The organism is Schumannella sp. 10F1B-5-1 (assembly GCF_006517535.1).
Taxonomy (GTDB): domain Bacteria; phylum Actinomycetota; class Actinomycetes; order Actinomycetales; family Microbacteriaceae; genus Schumannella.
Map to the genome: position 1 here is coordinate 54,527 of NZ_VHQH01000037.1, position 16,426 is coordinate 70,952.

The 16,426-nt window shown below is 71.7% G+C and carries 16 protein-coding genes; 13 read left to right on the forward strand and 3 right to left on the reverse strand.

Going from position 1 to position 16,426, the window contains the following annotated elements:
* Nucleotides 1-41 precede the first annotated feature (41 nt).
* Complete coding sequence (locus FJ658_RS08385) at nt 42-968, forward strand: LysR family transcriptional regulator (RefSeq protein WP_141144936.1); 927 nt, start codon at nt 42-44, stop codon at nt 966-968.
* Between the two features lie 53 nt (nt 969-1,021).
* Here the strand turns inward: FJ658_RS08385 and FJ658_RS08390 are convergent, their stop codons facing one another.
* Both FJ658_RS08390 and FJ658_RS08395 read right to left on the reverse strand, forming a co-directional pair.
* Nucleotides 1,022-1,366, reverse strand: a complete 345-nt coding sequence (locus FJ658_RS08390; protein WP_141144937.1) for a thiamine-binding protein — start codon at nt 1,364-1,366, stop codon at nt 1,022-1,024.
* Complete coding sequence (locus tag FJ658_RS08395; protein WP_141145038.1) at nt 1,363-1,998, reverse strand: RsmD family RNA methyltransferase; 636 nt, start codon at nt 1,996-1,998, stop codon at nt 1,363-1,365. The genes FJ658_RS08390 and FJ658_RS08395 overlap by 4 nt, the downstream gene beginning before the upstream one ends.
* Nucleotides 1,999-2,273: 275 nt before the next feature.
* On the opposite strand from FJ658_RS08395, the gene FJ658_RS08400 reads away from it, so the two are divergent.
* From FJ658_RS08400 to coaD, 4 genes are all read left to right on the forward strand, one after another.
* Nucleotides 2,274-3,317 carry a magnesium and cobalt transport protein CorA gene (locus tag FJ658_RS08400; protein ID WP_255447639.1) on the forward strand — a complete coding sequence of 348 codons (1,044 nt, stop codon included), beginning with the start codon at nt 2,274-2,276 and terminating at the stop codon, nt 3,315-3,317.
* A 182-nt stretch (nt 3,318-3,499) separates the two neighbouring features.
* Nucleotides 3,500-5,662: an ATP-dependent DNA helicase RecG gene (locus tag FJ658_RS08405; RefSeq protein WP_255447645.1), complete on the forward strand. Its 2,163-nt coding sequence runs from the start codon at nt 3,500-3,502 to the stop codon at nt 5,660-5,662.
* Nucleotides 5,663-5,810: 148 nt separating this feature from the next.
* Complete coding sequence (locus FJ658_RS08410; RefSeq protein WP_141144940.1) at nt 5,811-6,590, forward strand: NPP1 family protein; 780 nt, start codon at nt 5,811-5,813, stop codon at nt 6,588-6,590.
* Nucleotides 6,591-6,708: 118 nt separating this feature from the next.
* Nucleotides 6,709-7,194 carry a pantetheine-phosphate adenylyltransferase gene (gene coaD, locus FJ658_RS08415; RefSeq protein ID WP_255447640.1) on the forward strand — a complete coding sequence of 162 codons (486 nt, stop codon included), beginning with the start codon at nt 6,709-6,711 and terminating at the stop codon, nt 7,192-7,194.
* A gap of 57 nt (nt 7,195-7,251) precedes the next feature.
* Here coaD and FJ658_RS08420 read toward each other — a convergent pair whose 3' ends face one another.
* Entirely contained in the window at nt 7,252-8,517 is a 1,266-nt protein-coding gene (locus FJ658_RS08420) for a uracil-xanthine permease family protein (RefSeq protein ID WP_141144942.1), read from the reverse strand.
* Between the two features lie 128 nt (nt 8,518-8,645).
* On the opposite strand from FJ658_RS08420, the gene FJ658_RS08425 reads away from it, so the two are divergent.
* The 8 genes from FJ658_RS08425 to FJ658_RS08460 all read left to right on the forward strand — a co-directional run bounded on the left by FJ658_RS08425 (nt 8,646) and on the right by FJ658_RS08460 (nt 15,927).
* The gene (locus FJ658_RS08425) at nt 8,646-9,506 is read left to right on the forward strand and encodes a siderophore-interacting protein (protein ID WP_141144943.1); all 861 of its coding nucleotides are present in this window, start codon (nt 8,646-8,648) and stop codon (nt 9,504-9,506) included.
* Between the two features lie 102 nt (nt 9,507-9,608).
* Entirely contained in the window at nt 9,609-10,625 is a 1,017-nt protein-coding gene (gene fgd / locus FJ658_RS08430; protein ID WP_141144944.1) for a glucose-6-phosphate dehydrogenase (coenzyme-F420), read from the forward strand.
* Between the two features lie 208 nt (nt 10,626-10,833).
* Entirely contained in the window at nt 10,834-11,514 is a 681-nt protein-coding gene (locus FJ658_RS08435) for a hypothetical protein (RefSeq protein ID WP_141144945.1), read from the forward strand.
* A gap of 3 nt (nt 11,515-11,517) precedes the next feature.
* Nucleotides 11,518-12,087, forward strand: a complete 570-nt coding sequence (locus tag FJ658_RS08440; protein ID WP_141144946.1) for an ATP/GTP-binding protein — start codon at nt 11,518-11,520, stop codon at nt 12,085-12,087.
* Nucleotides 12,084-12,515 (forward strand): roadblock/LC7 domain-containing protein, encoded by a 432-nt coding sequence (locus tag FJ658_RS08445; RefSeq protein ID WP_141144947.1) that lies wholly within the window; start codon nt 12,084-12,086, stop codon nt 12,513-12,515. The genes FJ658_RS08440 and FJ658_RS08445 overlap by 4 nt, the downstream gene beginning before the upstream one ends.
* A gap of 68 nt (nt 12,516-12,583) precedes the next feature.
* Nucleotides 12,584-12,961 carry a hypothetical protein gene (locus tag FJ658_RS08450; protein ID WP_141144948.1) on the forward strand — a complete coding sequence of 126 codons (378 nt, stop codon included), beginning with the start codon at nt 12,584-12,586 and terminating at the stop codon, nt 12,959-12,961.
* 174 nt (nt 12,962-13,135) lie between these two features.
* Nucleotides 13,136-14,770, forward strand: coding sequence for an HNH endonuclease signature motif containing protein (locus FJ658_RS08455; RefSeq protein ID WP_141144949.1), 1,635 nt, complete (start codon nt 13,136-13,138; stop codon nt 14,768-14,770).
* 158 nt (nt 14,771-14,928) lie between these two features.
* Nucleotides 14,929-15,927 carry a TIGR03557 family F420-dependent LLM class oxidoreductase gene (locus FJ658_RS08460; RefSeq protein WP_141144950.1) on the forward strand — a complete coding sequence of 333 codons (999 nt, stop codon included), beginning with the start codon at nt 14,929-14,931 and terminating at the stop codon, nt 15,925-15,927.
* The last annotated feature ends 499 nt before the right edge of the window (nt 15,928-16,426 follow it).

A 16,426-nucleotide genomic window follows, 5' to 3' on the forward strand; every position in this document is an offset into this window, starting at 1 on the left:
AACAACGGGCACTCTGCTCAGGTACCGATAAGTTCTGCTTCATGGATCCAGTTCACCTGCGCACCCTGCGCGAGCTGCGCGACCGCGGCTCGGTGACGGCCGTCGCCGTGGCGCTGCACATCTCGGCCTCCGCCGTGTCGCAGCAGCTGGCCGCGCTGCAGCGGTCGGTCGGCGTTCCGCTGACCCGGCTGCAGGGGCGCGTGCTGGCCCTGACCCCGGCGGGCGAGAGGCTCGCCGACGCGGCCGGCGAGGTGCTCGGCGCGCTCGCCCACGCCCGGGATGCCGTGACCGACTACCTGGATGAGCCCGCGGCCCCGGTGGGCGTCACCGCCTTCCACAGTGTCGGGCTCGCCTGGTTCCCGCGGCTGATCGCCGCCGCGCTGGCCGACGACGCGGTGCCGAGCATCCGCTGTCGCGATGAGGACGTCTCGATCGGCGACTTCGTCGACCTGGTCGCCGACCACGACGTGGTCATCGCGCACCGTCCGCTCGCCTCGGCGCCGTGGCCCGAGCGGCGGGTCGTCGTGACGCCGCTCATGGTCGAGCCGATCGACCTCGCGCTCGCCGCCGACCACCCGCTCGCGCGCCGGACGTCGATCGCGCTCGCCGACCTCGCCGACACGACCTGGCTGGCCGCGCACGAGGGCTTCGCGCTCGAGCCGCTGCTGGTGCAGGCGCTCGCCGCGACGACCGGCAGGCCGATCGACATCGCACATCGGGTCAACGAGTTCAACGTGGCGGCGGCGATCATCGCCGAGACTCCGGTCGTCGGGCTGCTGCCGCGGTTCACGGGCGTGCCCGAGGCCTACCGCGACCGGGTCGTGCTGCGTCCGCTCGCCGACCTCGAGATCGGCCGCCGCGTGGATGCGCTCACCCGTCCCGAGTCGATGGCCCGCCGCAGCGTGCGCTCGGTGCTCGACCTGCTGACTCGCATCGCCGACGAGACGGTGCGCGGGTCGCGAGGGTGAATCGGCACCGGCCCGGCCCGGCGCGGCGCCGGCGCTGCTGCGGGCCGGGCCAGTCAGTCCTGCGCGTCGAGCGCCGCCTCGAGGCGCTCGAGCTTGCCGTCGATCTCGCCCGTGTGACCGGGGCGGATGTCGGCCTTCAGCACGAGCGACACCCGCGAGCCGTAGGCGCCGACGGCTTCGGTGGCGCGCTTGACGACGTCCATCACCTCGTCCCACTCGCCCTCGATCTCGGTGAACATCGAGCTCGTGCGGTTGGGCAGGCCCGACTCGCGCACGATGCGCACGGCCGCGGCGACGGCGTCGTGCACCGAGTCGGCCGCCGCGGTCGGGTCGGCATCCGAGCCGGCGGGGGCGGATGCGGGGCGGCCGCTGGGAGCGACCGAGAACGCGACGATCATGGGGTGTCCTCCTCGGTGAGGTCGGAGTCGGGGTCGGGGGCAGAGCCGGCGTCAGCGCCGGAACCCGCGACCGGCGTCAGCCAGTGCACGGCCGTCTCGCCGTAGTTCTTGGTGCGCTCGAGCTCGAGGCCGTCGGGCAGCGCGGGTAGCGCATCCCGGGCCGAGCGTTCGAGCACGACGACCGCGTCGGCGCTCAGCACCGGCGCGAGCGCCTCGAGGTTGTGCGTCAGCTCGACGCCGCCGAGGTCGTAGGGCGGGTCGAGGAAGACGAGGTCCCAGGGGCCGACCGTGCCGCCGAGGAACGACTGCACCGGCTGGCTCGTGACCGTGATCTTCGGGGCGGCGCCCCGCGGGGCGGCCTTCGTGACGAGGCGCGCGTTCTCACGGCCGACCTTCGTGGCGGCGTTGCCGCGGTCGACGAGCACGACCTCGGCGGCGCCCCGGGATGCGGACTCGAGCCCGAGCGCACCCGAGCCGGCGTAGAGGTCGAGCACGCGCATCCCGTCGATCGCGTCGCGGGCCTCGAGCGCCGAGAAGATCGCCTCGCGCACGCGGTCGCTCGTGGGCCGGGTGCCGAACGGCGGCACCGCGAGCCGCAGCGAGCCGGCGAAGCCCGAGATGATGCGCGTCACGCCCACCACGCTAGTGCGCCCCGCCGTCGCGACCGGCTCGGCGACCGACACCGCCGTCAGCTCCGTCGTCGGCACGACGCATCCCGAACCATCTCAAGGAGTTGCTGTGACGGGTGGGGCGGATGAGCAACAGCGGTCACTCTGGTTACAGCAACTCCTTGAGACGGTCAGGAGCAGGGCGAACGGCGTGGGCGCGGTCGGGCGCAGGGCAGCGCAGCGCCGCCCGATCCGCGCCGGAACGCACCCGCGACACCGGGCGGGCCTACGATGCACGCGTGACCGACACCCTGCGCCTCCCGCCGAGCGTGCTGAAGAACGTCGTCTACGAGAACGGCGCGCGCCTCGCCGCCCCGCCGAGCTTCGCCGAGACGTTCCGGCTGCTGGAGGCGCATCCCGACGCCCTCGCCTGGATCGGCATGCTCAAGCCGACCGCGACCGAGCTGGCCGAGCTCGCCGAGGAGTTCGACCTGCATCCGCTCGCGATCGAGGATGCCGTCACCGCCCACCAGCGCCCCAAGATCGAGCGCTACGGCGACACCCGCTTCATGGTGCTGCGCGCCGCGTACTACGACGACGCGGCCGAGCAGATCACCTTCGGCGAGCTGCACGTCTTCAGCGGCGCGAACTTCGTCATCACGGTGCGGCACGGCGAGTCGCCGAAGCTGACGCCGGTGCGCGAGCGCATGGAGACCGAGCCGGATGCGCTGAAGGAGGGCGCCGAGGCGGTGCTCTACGCGATCCTGGATGCCGTCGTCGACGGCTACCTGCCGGTCGTGAAGGGCCTCGCGAACGACATCGACGAGATCGAGACGCAGGTCTTCGACGGCGACCCGCTCGTGTCGCGCCGCATCTACCAGCTGAACCGCGAGGTCATCGAGTTCGAGCGCGCCGTCAGCCCGCTGATCGGCATCATCGACGAGCTGTCGTCGGGCTGGGTCGACGGGGATGCGAGCGAGGTGCTCGAGCAGTACCTGCGTGACGTCGCCGACCACGTGGTGCAGGCGAAGGAGCGCATCGACGAGTTCCGGGTGCTGCTGCGCGACATCCTGCAGGTCAACACGAACCTGGTCGGGCAGCGGCAGAACGAGGAGTCGCAGCGGCTCTCCGCGGCGTCGAACCGGCAGGCGGAGGAGGCGCGGCGCATCTCCGGATGGGCGGCCATCCTGTTCGTGCCCTCGCTGATCGGCTCGATCTACGGCATGAACTTCAAGTACATGCCCGAGCTCGACTGGCCGCTCGGCTACCCGATGGCGCTCGGCATCATGCTCGGCTCGGGCGTCGCGCTCTACTTCGTGTTCAAGCGGCGGGGTTGGATCTGAGCGCCTCGCCGGCGACTGCAACGCCACCGGCTCGGCCTCTCAGTCCGCGCCCGCGCAGGATGCGTGACGCCGGCGCTCGATAGCCTCTCAGCGTGACCCCGAGCCTCGATCCGAGCGCCGCGGCGCCGGCCGCCGCCGCGCACGCGGGCGACGTCGGCCCGCTCGAGCGCAAGCTCGGCGCGCTGCTCGGCGGGCGCACGGCCGGCGCCTTCGAGCGCGGCCTCGGCGTGCGCACGGTCGGCGACCTGCTCACGCACTACCCGCGCCGCTACGCCCGCCGCGGCGAGCTGACGGCCCTCGCGAGCCTGACGGTCGGCGACGACGTCACGATCGTGGCCGAGGTGCGCAAGGTCAACGAGCGCGTCATGCGGGCGCGGAAGGGCTCGATCCTCGAGGTCGAGGTCACCGACGGCAGCGGCATCCTCAGCCTCACCTTCTTCAACCAGGCCTGGCGGTCGCAGCAGCTGCGCCCGGGCGTGCGGGGCATGTTCGCGGGCAAGGTGGGCGACTATCGCGGGCAGCGGCAGCTCGCGCATCCCGACTACGAGCTCTTCGACGCCGACGACCCGCGCGCGCAGCTGACCGAGGGCAGCGACGAGGCGAAGGGCTGGGCCGAGCAGCCCGTGCCGGTGTATCCGGCGACGTCGACGCTGCCGACCTGGAAGATCCAGCAGGCGGTCGAGGTCGTGCTCGACGCCCTGCCGCGGCTCGACGACCCGGTTCCGGATGCGGTGCGCCAGGAGCGCGGGCTCGTCGACTTCGCCCGCGCCCTCGAGCTCATCCACCGCCCCCAGCGCGACGCCGACTGGCGGGCGGCCCGGGATGCGCTGCGCTTCCAGGAGGCGTTCGTGCTGCAGTCGGCGCTGCTGCGGCAGCGTGCCCAGCGGCGGGCCGAGGCGGCCGCGCCCCGGCATCCGGGAAAGCTGCTGGCCGAGTTCGACGCGGCGCTGCCGTTCCAGCTGACCGGCGACCAGCGGCTCGTGGGGGAGGAGATCGAGCGCGACCTCGCCTCCGACGCCCCCATGAACCGGCTCGTGCAGGGCGAGGTCGGCTCGGGCAAGACGCTCGTCGCGCTGCGCGCGATGCTCACGGTCGTCGACTCGGGCGGGCAGGCGGCGCTGCTGGCGCCGACCGAGGTGCTCGCGGCGCAGCACCTGCGCTCGATCGTGCGCTCGCTCGGTCCCGACCTGGCCGCGCGCCTGCGCCCGACGCTCGTGACCGGGCAGCTCAGCGCGGCCGAGCGGCGCCGGGCGCTGCTCGCGGTCGCCTCGGGCGGCGCCTCGCTCGTCGTCGGCACGCACGCGCTGCTCGGCGACACGGTCTCGTTCGCCGACCTGGGCCTCGTCGTCGTCGACGAGCAGCATCGATTCGGCGTCGACCAGCGCGAGGCGTTGCGGCTGAAGGGGCGCTCGCCGCACGTGCTCGTGCTCACGGCCACGCCCATCCCGCGCACCGTCGCGATGACCGTCTTCGGCGACCTGGACACCTCGACCATCGCCGAGCTGCCGGCCGGGCGCTCGCCCATCGCGTCGTTCGTCGTCGGTCTCGCCGACCATCCCGGCTGGGAGCGCCGCATCTGGGAGCGGATGTCGGAAGAGCTCGCGCGAGGCCGCCAGGCCTTCGTCGTGTGCCCCGCGATCGACGCGAAGACGCCCGATCCCGACCTCGCCCCGGCGCCCGACGCCGCCCCGGCTCCAGCGGCCGCCGACGGCGACGGCCCGCCCCCGCCGCCGATCGCCGCCGTTCTCACCGTGGTGGAGGAGGTGCGGCGCAACCCGCTGCTCGCCGGCCGCCGCATCGAGGCGCTACACGGGCGCATGAGCGCCGACGAGAAGGATGCGGTCATGCGCGCCTTCGCAGTCGGCGACATCGACGTGATCGTCGCGACGACCGTGATCGAGGTCGGCGTCGACGTGCCTAACGCCTCGACCATGGTCGTGCTCGACGCCGACCGCTTCGGCGTCTCGCAGCTGCATCAGCTGCGCGGCCGGGTGGGCCGCGGCGGCGTGCCGGGGCTCTGCCTGTTCGTGACGCACGCGCCGCCCGAGACCCTCGCGCGCGAGCGGGTGGATGCGGTGGCCGCGACCCTCGACGGATTCGAGCTGGCGAACGTCGACCTCGAGCTGCGTCGCGAGGGCGACGTGCTGGGCAGCGCCCAGTCGGGTGGCCGTTCGTCGCTGCGGCTGCTGCGCGTCGCGAAGGACGGCGACCTGATCGGCGAGGCCCGCGAGGCCGCGGCCGGGGTGCTCGAAGCCGACCCGGCGCTGGCCGCGCATCCCGCCCTCGCCGCGGCGCTCGCGCGTCGACTCGATGAGGCCGAGGCGGCGTTCCTGGCCAAGGGCTGACCTCTCGCTCGCGTCACGCGTGATTCACCGGGACGCGCCCACTCACCCGAGGATCACCTCCGCGTCGCTCGACGCCGTGCCCGCGCATCCGTAGCGTCGAGATCGTCCGAACCCCCCGAACGGGGGACATCGAACGATTGGGGAGAACATGCTCGAGAACGACCGGCGACCCCGCCGACTGACCGCGCTCGCCGTGCCGCTCACCGCGGCGCTCGCCGCGGCCGCGCTGGCGCTGCTGCCGACGGGAGCGGCCTGGGCCGACCCGCCGGGCGCGATCCCGGCGAACGCCACGTCGGGGGATGCGAAGTGGCAGCCGGCCACCGACTACGACGGCGACGGCTGCTATCCGAGCGTCGCCGTGGCCGGCGACGGAACGCCCGCCGAGGGGCTCAACAACTCCGGCGCGCTCAACGGGAACTGCCGTGACCAGAGCGACCTCGACAACGTCAACACCTATGTGCGCACGATGTGCGTGGGCGACGGCTGGTGCGCGCACATGTACGCGTACTACTTCGAGAAGGACCAGGTCGTCGCCGGTGCGGATGCCTTCGGTCACCGTCACGACCTCGAGCACGTGATCGTGTGGGTGCAGAACGACCAGGCCCGCTACGTCTCGGCGTCGGCCCACGGCGACTACTCGACCCGCGCCGCGGCCGACGTGCTGTGGGACGGCACGCATCCGAAGATCGTCTACCACAAGGACGGCGGCTCGACCCATGCCTTCCGCTTCGCCTCGGCGGGCGACGAGCCGCCGGAGAACCATTACGGAACCTGGCAGCGCCCCGTGCTGCTGAGCTGGGACCTGATGAGCGACCCGGTGCGGAACACCATCAACACGCACTCCTACGGCTCCGCCAGCTTCGACATCAAGGACTCCAACTACGCGGGGAAGATCGCGCAGTGGGCTCCGGACGAGGCGCCGTTCTGATCCTGCGCGCGAGCACGGGATGACCGGGGCCGGGTGCGACGTCGCGCCCGGCCTCGGCTCGTGCGCCGCGCATCCACTCGGTAACGAACCGGTCACAGAAGGTCGCTACGCTGGAGCCGTGAGCAGGATCGCCGTCGTCCCCGGTTCCTTCGACCCCGTCACCCTGGGGCACATCGATGTCATCGAGCGTGCCGCCGGCATCTTCGACCAGCTGCACGTGCTGGTCGTGCACAACCCGGGCAAAACCGCGCTGCTGCCGATCGCGCAGCGCGTGTCGCTCATCCAGGACTCGATCGCCGAGGCCGGCATCAAGGGCGACATCCTCGTGACCAGCTGGAGCGTCGGCCTGCTCGTCGACTACTGCACCGACGTGGGCGCCTCGGTGCTCGTGAAGGGCATCCGCTCGCAGGTGGATGTGGCCTACGAGACGCCGATGGCGATCGTCAACCGCGACCTCGCCGGCGTCGAGACCGTGTTCATGCTGCCCGACCCGGCGCACACGCACGTGTCGTCGTCGCTCGTGCGCCAGGTCGCCTCGCTCGGCGGGGATGTGCGGCCCTACGTGCCGACGCCGGTCGCCGACTACCTGCAGACGCCGCGCTAGCCGGGAGCTGCCGCGCCGGCGGCCGGACGCCGACCGTGTGGACGCCCGGCCCGCGACCTACGCGTCGGTGCCGCGCAGCCGGCCGATGACGCTCATCAGGTGGTAGACGACGATCGCCGCCACCGTGCCGAGGATGATGCCGGTGAACTGCATCGCGCCGGCCTCGAGCGTGAAGTTCGCGATGCCCATGATGAGCGCGACGCCCGCCGTGAGCTGGTTCTTCGGCTTCGAGAAGTCGACCTTGTTCTCGACCCAGATGCGCACCCCGATGATGCCGATGAGGCCGTAGAGCGCCGTCGTGACGCCGCCGAGAACACCCGGCGGAACGGTGTAGATGATCGCGCCGATCTTGGGCGAGAGGCCGAGCAGGATGGCGGCGATGCCGGCGACCCAGTAGGCGGCGGTCGAGAAGACGCGCGTGGCCGCCATGACGCCGATGTTCTCGCCGTAGGTCGTGGTGGGCGAGCCGCCGCCGATGCCCGCGAGCACCGAGGCGACGCCGTCGGCGAGCAGCGCCCGGCCGGTCAGCGGCGACAGGTCGCGATTCGTGAGCTGGCCGACGCCGCGGATGTGACCCACGTTCTCGGCGATGAGCGCGAGAACGACCGGCAGGAACATGAGGTAGATCGGCAGGTGGTCGAGCGAGAAGGTCGGGGTCGTGAACTCGGGCAGGCCGATCCACGCCGCCTTCTCGACGCCCGAGAAGTCGACCTCGCCGGCGATCACGGCGGCGATGTAGCCGACGATCACGCCGATCACGATCGACAGGCGGCCGAGCAGCCCCTTGAACAGCACGGCCGACAGGATGACCGCGAGCAGCGTGATGAGCGCGATGCCGGGCGACTTCGCGAAGTTGTCGCGCGCGGCCGGCGCCAGGTTGAAGCCGATCAGGGCGACGATCGCCCCGCTGACGATCGGCGGCATCAGCAGGTCGATCCAGCGCGTGCCGGTGGCCTGCACGATCAGTCCGACGATCACGAGCAGTGCGCCGACGATGATCACGCCCGCGAGCGCGGCGCCGCGGCCGTCGGCGGCCGTCGCGGCGCCGATCGGGGCGAGGAACGCGAACGACGAGCCGAGGTAGCTGGGCAGGCGGTTCGCCGTGATCACAAGGAAGAGCAGCGTGCCGAGTCCCGAGAAGAGCAGCGTCGTGCTGGGCGGGAAGCCGGTGATCAGCGGAACGAGGAACGTCGCGCCGAACATCGCGACGACGTGCTGCACGCCGAAGCCGATCGTGCGCGGCCAGCTGAGCCGCTCCTCGGGGTACACGATCTCGGTCGCCGAGACCGCCTTGCCGTCGCCGTGTAGCTTCCAGATCGCCACGAAGGCTCCTCTCCCGGGGCGCGCCCGGCGTGGTCGGGCGGCGGGGGTGCCGCGCCTCGCCCGACATTAGCGGGATGCGCGACGACGCCGAGTGCGCATCCCGGAGACTGAGGTTAGGCTTGCCTTCTATGGCAAAGAACCCGAGGCTCGTGCCCGCCGACCCCCGCCTCTTCCGCGCCCAGGTCGTCGACAGTCGGATGCTCACCCCGTCGCTGCGGCGGGTGACGGTGGCGGGCGACGAGCTCGCCGAGTTCGACCACCTCGGCTTCGACCACTGGTTCCGCCTGTTCCTGCAGCTGCCGCACCAGGATGAGCTCTACCTGCCGGCCGTCTCGGGCCGCAAGTGGTGGACCGCCTACCTCGACATCCCCGAGGAGCGCCGCCCGCACTGCGCCAACTACACGGTCGCCGCCTTCCGCCCGGCCGAGCGCGAGATGGACATCGACTTCGTGCTGCACCGCTCCGCCGCCGGCGAGCTCGAGGGCGGCGCCGCGATCTGGGCCGACGCGGCCCGGCCCGGCGACGGCATCGCCTTCCTCGACCAGGGTGCCCTTTACGACCAGCCCGACGACACGAGCGAGGTGCTCGTCGTCGCCGACGAGACCGGACTGCCCGGCGCCGCCGGCATCCTCGCCTCGCTCGCTCCGCACACGACGGGCCTGCTGATCCAGGAGGTGCCGACGCGCGGCGACGTGCGCGAGCTGCCCGCGCCGGCCGGCGTCGAGGTGCGGTGGATCGTGCGCGACGAGCTGGATTCGGGCGCCGGGCTCGACGGCGCCGCGGCTCACGCCATCCCCGGCCGTGCCGCCCTCGCCGAGCTCACCCGACTCGAGTCGACCGCCGACACCGCCTACGCCTACGTGGTCGGCGAATCCGACCTCGCCACGAGCGGCCGCCGGCACCTGCGCCGCCTCGGTCTCGCCAAGGAGCGCATCTTCTTCAGCGGCTACTGGCGCAGCGAGAAGAAGGACGCGCTGCAGCCCGCCTGACCGGGCGCCTCAGCGACCCGGCGCGCCCCGCCGCATCCGGCTGAGCTGGGCGACGCATCAGCGACCCGGCGCATCCCGTGCTCGGGGTGCCAGGATCGGACGGTGACTCTGACACTCGGATACAAAGCCTCGGCCGAGCAGTTCGCCCCGCGGGAGCTCGTCGAGATCGCGGTCGCCGCCGAGGCGCACGGCATGGAGTCGGTCGCCGTGAGCGACCACTTCCAGCCCTGGCGTCACGACGGCGGGCACGCGCCGTTCTCGCTGGCGTGGATGGCCGCGGTGGGCGAGCGCACCTCGTCGATCCGCATCGGCACGAGCGTGATGACGCCGACGTTCCGCTACAACCCGGCGGTCGTCGCGCAGGCGTTCGCGACGATGGGATGCCTGTACCCCGACCGGATCTTCCTCGGCGTCGGCAGCGGCGAGGCGCTCAATGAGATCGCGACCGGCTTCCAGGGCGCGGGCGAGCAGCAGTGGCCCGAGTTCAAGGAGCGCTTCGCCCGCCTGCGCGAGTCGGTGCGGCTCATGCGCGAGCTCTGGAAGGGCGACCGGGTCGACTTCGAGGGCGAGTACTACTCCACGCACGGGGCGTCGATCTACGACGTGCCCGAAGGCGGCATCCCGATCTACATCGCGGCGGGCGGGCCGATGGTCGCGCGCTACGCGGGTCGCGCCGGCGACGGGTTCATCTGCACGAGCGGCAAGGGCATGGAGCTCTACACCGACGAGCTCATCCCCTCGGTCGCCGAGGGGGCCGAGAAGGCCGGACGCGACGCGAGCGCAATCGACCGGATGATCGAGATCAAGATCAGCTACGACACCGACGCCGAGGCCGCCCTCGAGAACACGCGGTTCTGGTCGCCGCTGTCGCTCTCGAAGGAGCAGAAGCACGACATCACCGATCCGATCGAGATGGAGAAGGCGGCGGATGCGCTGCCGATCGAGCAGATCGCGCAGCGCTGGATCGTCGGCTGCGACCCCGACGAGGTCGTCGCCGAGGTGAAGAAGTACGTGGATGCGGGGCTCAACCACCTCGTCTTCCACGCGCCCGGCCACGACCAGCGCCGCTTCCTCGAGCTGTTCGAGCGCGACCTGGCGCCGCGGCTGCGGGCGCTGTGAGGCGCTGAACGCGCATCCTGAGCCGGCGCCACGGCGACACCCGTCCGGGGAGTCCTCCTAATGGGGGACTCCCCGTTCTGTCTGTCCTCCCTCAGAATCGAACCGTCGCACGATGACGCGAGCGGGGGCTCGCACCATCCCGAGGCTCGTCGTGCGACGGGGGAGTAGCAATGTTCACGCGCCAGCGTGCCGCCGGAAGCGCCGAGCGATGACGGCCACCTGGGCCCAGGGGGCCCCGATCGACAGCCGGCAGACCGCCGTGAGCTTCGAGCCCGCGGCCGAGGTCGGCGGCGTCTCGGGCACCGGCTGGGCGCGCGTCGCCGTCGCCGTGCACGGCGTCGGTCCGACGCCGTCGCCGGTCGTGATGCGGCTCGACGTCGCCGGCTACCCGCCCATCCTCATCGACTTCCGTCACCGCGCCTTCGAGTCGAAGCTGCCGATCGGCGGCTACCCCTCGGCGCCCGAGAGCGTGCTCGTGCACCAGGCCCGCCTGGCCCAGGGCGACGCGGCGGTCTTCGGCCTGCCGGGCAGTGACCTCGACAAGCTGCTGTGGCGCATCGGCTTCACCTGCTTCGGCGACCAGCCGGCCCCGTGGCTGCTGGTCGGCGAGCGCTACCGTCTGCAGCGCTGGCCCAACTTCGTCGATCTGGCGCACCACATGGACCACATCCGCATGTCCGCCGCGTTGGCCAACGGCTTCCACACCGCCGACGAGCTCGCCAAGGCCGCCGGAACCGATCGCTCTGCGGCCCAGCGCCTCATCAACGCCTTCACGCTCATGCGCGTGGTCGAGGCGTCGATGACCGCCGCCGTGCCCGTCACCGCCGCCGCGAGCGCCGATGCTCCGCGCAGCCTGTTCCGCCGTCTGCGCGAGAAGCTGGGGATGTAGTCCATGGCCGAGCACGTCATCCTCTTCGCCGGGCCCATGGGCGCCGGCAAGACCACGGCGATCCGCAGCCTGAGCGAGATCGACGTCGTCAGCACCGAGGCCGCGAACAGCGAGCGCCACGTCGTCGACAAGGCCACCACGACCGTCGCTCTCGACTACGGCGAGATCACCCTCGGCGCCGAGGACAAGGTGCGCCTCTACGGCGTCCCCGGTCAGAAGCGCTTCGACTTCATGTGGTCGATCCTGAAGAAGCGCGCCCGCGGCATGATCATGCTGATCAACGACGACGCCCCGGATGCGGTTCAGACGATGATCGACTACCTCGACGACTTCAGCGAGCTCTACGACCAGGGCGGCGTCGTCATCGGCGTCTCGCGCACCGACCTCGGTGTCGGTCCCGGGCTGCAGGCCTACACGGCCGCGCTCGCCGAGCAGCGTCCGCAGTTCATCGCGCCCGTCTTCGGCGTCGACCCGCGTGACGAGAACCACATGCGCACCGTGCTCATGACCCTGATCGCCAACATCGAGATGCGGGCCATGCTCGCCCCGGCCGCGGAGGCGGCAGCACCATGACCATCGCACTGCACCAGGACCCGGCCGCGATCGAGGAGGGCCGCGCCGCCCTCGCTGGCATGGGCGAGATCAGCCCCTCGATGGTCTACGCCGCGCTGCTGACCGACGACGGCTTCGAGATCGTGCACGTCACGCGCATCCAGACGGATGCGACCCGGTTCGCCAGCATGTCGAGCTCCATCCAGGCGCTCAGCGACGCCGTCGGCCACGAGCTGCGCATCGGCGCGAGCGACTACGTGATCATCGGCAGCGCGCAGGGCCACGTCATCCAGATGCGCGTGCCCGGGCGTCCGGTCGTGCTCGCCGCGCTGTTCCAGTCGCACGAGACGCTCGGCAAGGCGCTCTCGACGACCCGCGTCACGGCCGAGCGCATCTCGCATCGCTTCGCCGCATCCTCGGTGCCCGCGATGGCGGCGCCGAACTTCTGAACTTCCGGCATCCGCCCGGAGCACTCCACACAGATCACACGAACACCGAACTCGAAAGAAGAACCACCATGACCGACATCGCCACTGTCTCCAACGTCCAGACCTCGCTCGAGTCGCTGCTGCGCATCGAGGGTGCGATGGCCGCCGCTCTCGTCGACTCGGGCAGCGGCATGCTGCTCGGCGGCGTGGGCTCGGGCCTCGACCTCGACGTCGCCGCCGCGGGCAACACCGAGGTCGTGCGCGCCAAGCTGCGCACCGCCAAGGCCCTCGGCCTGGGTGACGCGATCGACGACATCCTGATCACGCTCACCACCCAGTTCCACATCATCCGCCCCATGGCGAAGACCCCCGAGGTCTTCATCTACCTGGTGCTCGATCGCGAGCGCTCGAACCTGGCGATGGCCCGCATCAAGACCAAGGAGGTCGAGGCGCAGCTCGCGCTCTGACCTGCTCTTCCCTGCTCTTCTCCGCGACCCCGGCATCCTCGACGGTGCCGGGGTCGTGGTGTTTCCGGGCGCACCTGGCCGGGTTGCGAATCAGGATCTGATGTGGGGTTCTGGTGTCGCGGATCGGGTCGGTTCGGTACCTCGGATGTCGGTGGCTGTTGCCACGATGGAGTCATGAAGGAACCCGCGACGGCACTCGGAGGCGACGGCTCTGACGTCGCCGATGCGGCGTCCGGGTCGTCGGTGGATGTGCTGCGGGAGCTGGTCGGCGAGGCCGAGCAGGTCTCGGCGGCGGTGTCGCTGGCGCAGGTCGCGGAGGTGCGGATGCTCGCCCGCGCGGGACAGCTGGCCGAGCTGGATGCTGCGGGTGCGTCGGCGAATGTGCGGTCGCATGACATGGCCCTGAGGTCGATCGCGGCGGAGCTCGGTGGTGTGCTGCGGATCACCGACCGGACCGTGCAGGCCCGCATCGGCGAAGCCCGCGAGCTCGTCGAGTGCTTCCCGACCACCCTCGCCGCATGGGAGGACGGCCGCATCACCCGCGGGCACGTGCGGGTGATCGTGGATACGGGGCGGATCGTGCCGATCGAGGTGCGGGAGCGGTTCGAGCTCTCCGCGATCGACCGCTGCCTGTCCGAGACTCCGAATCGGGTGCGCGCCGCGTTGGAGCTGATGGCCGAACGTCTCGCGGATCGCACGCTGACCGAGCGCCACGAGGAGGCGGCGCGGGGCCGGGGTGTGCGTCTGGTGCCGGGCCGGGATGGGATGTGCGACATCGTCGCGACGGTTCCGACCGTGATCGGCGACGGCATCCTCGACCGCCTGACACGTCAGGCGCAGGTCATCGTCGACTCCCGTGCGCCGGAGGGCAGCGATGCGTTCGGCGTCGGCGGGCCCGTGCTCACCGATCCCGCGGCCGCTTTCTCCTTCGACGGTGCCGTTCCTGGCACGGCAGGTGACTTCACCACCGGTGGCGCTGGCGGCGGCGAGACCGTGGGCGACGGCACGAGCGCCCTCGCGACGGATCGCCGGACAGTGGATCAGGTGCGCGCGGATGTGTTCGCCGATCTTCTCCTCGCCGGCACGCCCGCACTCGATCCGACCGCCCACGGTGATGGGGAGGGTGCGCTGGGTGCGATCCGGGCTCAGGTGCAGGTCGTGGTGTCGGCGCTGTCGATCATCGGCCACGACGACACCCCCGCCGACCTGATCGGCCGCAGCCCGATCGACGCCGACACCGCCCGCACCCTCGCGAAGAACGCCCCGTCGTTGACGCGGATGCTCACCGACCCCGCCGACGGCACCGTCCTCGCCGTCGACAGCTACCGTCCCGTCTGGGCGCAGCGTCGGCATCTGCGGGCGCGGGATCAGCACTGTCGCTGGCCGGGATGTCGGATGGCGGCGATCCGCTGCGAACTCGACCACACCGTCGACGCCGTGCTCGGCGGTCCGACGGCGCTGACCAATCTCGCGCATCTGTGCCAGCGGCATCACTCGATGAAGCAGTTCACTCCGTGGACGGTGAAGCGGAAGACCCACGGCCATCTGAAATGGACCTCCCCGACCGGCCGCATCTACCGCGAAGACGCCCCCGTCTCACCGGTCGCGTTCATCCCGTACCGGGTCCCGGATCCCGGACCGGACTGGATCTTCGACGCGGCACACCCCGACGACCCACCCGACCCCGGCGCGCTCGCCGGCATCCCCTCGGACACCGGCGACTTCGGCGACCTCTGCGACCGATCTGGCCCCGGGATCCCGCTCGAGGCCGACCGTCAGATCACCGCGCTCGACCCTGCCCCGTTCTGAGTCGGCGGCCGCCGACGTCGTGGCGCGCCCGGGCGGCTGCACGCCCCTGCGCCCCGCGCGCGATGCCGTCAGGCACAGCGGGTGCGAGGCACAGCCCGGGCCCCTGCGCCCCCGCGTCCCGCGCCCCTGCATCCACCGGAACGCGCGAGGATGAGCACATGACGCTGCAGGTCGGATACGCCGCGATGCTCGAGCAGTTCGCCCCGCTCGAGGTGCTCGAGCTGGCCGAGACCGCGGAGCGGGCGGGCTTCCGCGGTGTCATGGCCGCCGACCACTTCCAGCCCTGGCTGCCGCAGCAGGGTCAGGCCGGCTTCGTGTGGAACGTGCTCAGCGCCCTCGGCCAGCGCATCGACGCCGACCTCGGCACCGGCGTGACGGCGCCGACGTTCCGCTGGCATCCGGCGATGGTCGCCCAGGCCTCGGCGACGCTCGCCGCCCTCTACCCGGGCCGCCACTGGCTCGGCCTCGGCAGCGGCGAGGCCATCAACGACCACATCGTCGGACAGTACTGGCCCGAGGCCCCCGAGCGCATCGACCGGATGTTCGAAGCCGTCGACATCATCAAGAAGCTGTTCGCGGCATCCCTCGCCGGCCGCGACACGAAGCACGAGGGTCGCTACTTCAAGCTCGAGGCCACCCGCCTCTGGACGATGCCGCCGACCGCCCCGCCGATCCTCGTCGCCACCGGCGGCCCGATCACCGCGAAGCGCGCCGGCCGCGCCGTCGACGGACTGATCACCGAGAGCGTCACCCACGATCGCGCCGCCCAGCTGCTCGCCCGCTTCGCCGAAGGCGCCCGCGAGGTGGGCCGGGATGCCGCATCCATGCCCCAGGTGCTGCGCCTGCACCTCAGCTGGGCCGCGACCGACGAGGAGGCCATGGCCAACGCGCTGCGCGAATGGCCCAACGCGGGCCTGCGCTTCCCGAAGTCCGACATCCGCTCCCCGCACGAGCTCGAGCAGATGGCGCGGATGGTGCGTCCCGACGACTTCGCCGGACGCATGACCGTCTCGGCCGACCCCGACGTGCACCGTGCCGAGATCCAGCGCTACGCCGACCTCGGCTTCGACCGCATCTACCTGCACAACGTGGGCCGCAACCAGCGCGAGTGGATCGACGTCTTCGGCCGCCTCGTGCTGCCGGCGCTGCGCGGCTGAGCCTTCCCGCGCGGCGCCGACACGCCGCACCGAAGCCGAGGGCGGTTCGTTAACCTTCGCCTGTCATCCTGTTCACCCGCCGTTCAGGATCGGCGCCCACGAGGAGGACCCATGGCCCGCACCAAGAAGCTCGAGCGCGAGGCGAAGAAGTCGCTGAAGGCCGCACTCAAGGCCGTCGACGAGGCCCGCGCCAAGGCCGAGAAGCTGGGGCGCAGCGCCCGCAAGGACGCGAAGAAGATCGCCGACCAGCTCGAGAAGCGCGCCGCCAAGGCGAAGAAGTCGGCCGCGAAGTCGGTGTCGAACCTCGAGACCACCCGCAAGGATGCCGCTGCCGCCGCCAAGAAGGCCACCGCCGTCGCGAAGAAGCGCGCCGCCGAGACCGCCACCGGCGCGAGCGCCGCCGTCGCGACCGCGGCTGAGACCGCCGTCGCCGCCGCGAAGCCCGTGGTCGAGAAGGTCACGGCGCCCGCGAGCACGGCGCCCGCGAGCACGGCGCCCG

Bases quoted from the DNA above. Each gene is read 5' to 3' on its own strand.
- FJ658_RS08385 (WP_141144936.1), top strand. From the start codon at position 42: ATGGATCCAGTTCACCTGCGCACCCTGCGCGAGCTGCGCGACCGCGGC.
- FJ658_RS08390 (WP_141144937.1), bottom strand. From the start codon at position 1,366: ATGATCGTCGCGTTCTCGGTCGCTCCCAGCGGCCGCCCCGCATCCGCC.
- FJ658_RS08410 (WP_141144940.1), top strand. From the start codon at position 5,811: ATGCTCGAGAACGACCGGCGACCCCGCCGACTGACCGCGCTCGCCGTG.
- FJ658_RS08425 (WP_141144943.1), top strand. From the start codon at position 8,646: ATGGCAAAGAACCCGAGGCTCGTGCCCGCCGACCCCCGCCTCTTCCGC.
- FJ658_RS08435 (WP_141144945.1), top strand. From the start codon at position 10,834: ATGACGGCCACCTGGGCCCAGGGGGCCCCGATCGACAGCCGGCAGACC.
- FJ658_RS08440 (WP_141144946.1), top strand. From the start codon at position 11,518: ATGGCCGAGCACGTCATCCTCTTCGCCGGGCCCATGGGCGCCGGCAAG.
- FJ658_RS08445 (WP_141144947.1), top strand. From the start codon at position 12,084: ATGACCATCGCACTGCACCAGGACCCGGCCGCGATCGAGGAGGGCCGC.
- FJ658_RS08450 (WP_141144948.1), top strand. From the start codon at position 12,584: ATGACCGACATCGCCACTGTCTCCAACGTCCAGACCTCGCTCGAGTCG.
- FJ658_RS08455 (WP_141144949.1), top strand. From the start codon at position 13,136: ATGAAGGAACCCGCGACGGCACTCGGAGGCGACGGCTCTGACGTCGCC.
- FJ658_RS08460 (WP_141144950.1), top strand. From the start codon at position 14,929: ATGACGCTGCAGGTCGGATACGCCGCGATGCTCGAGCAGTTCGCCCCG.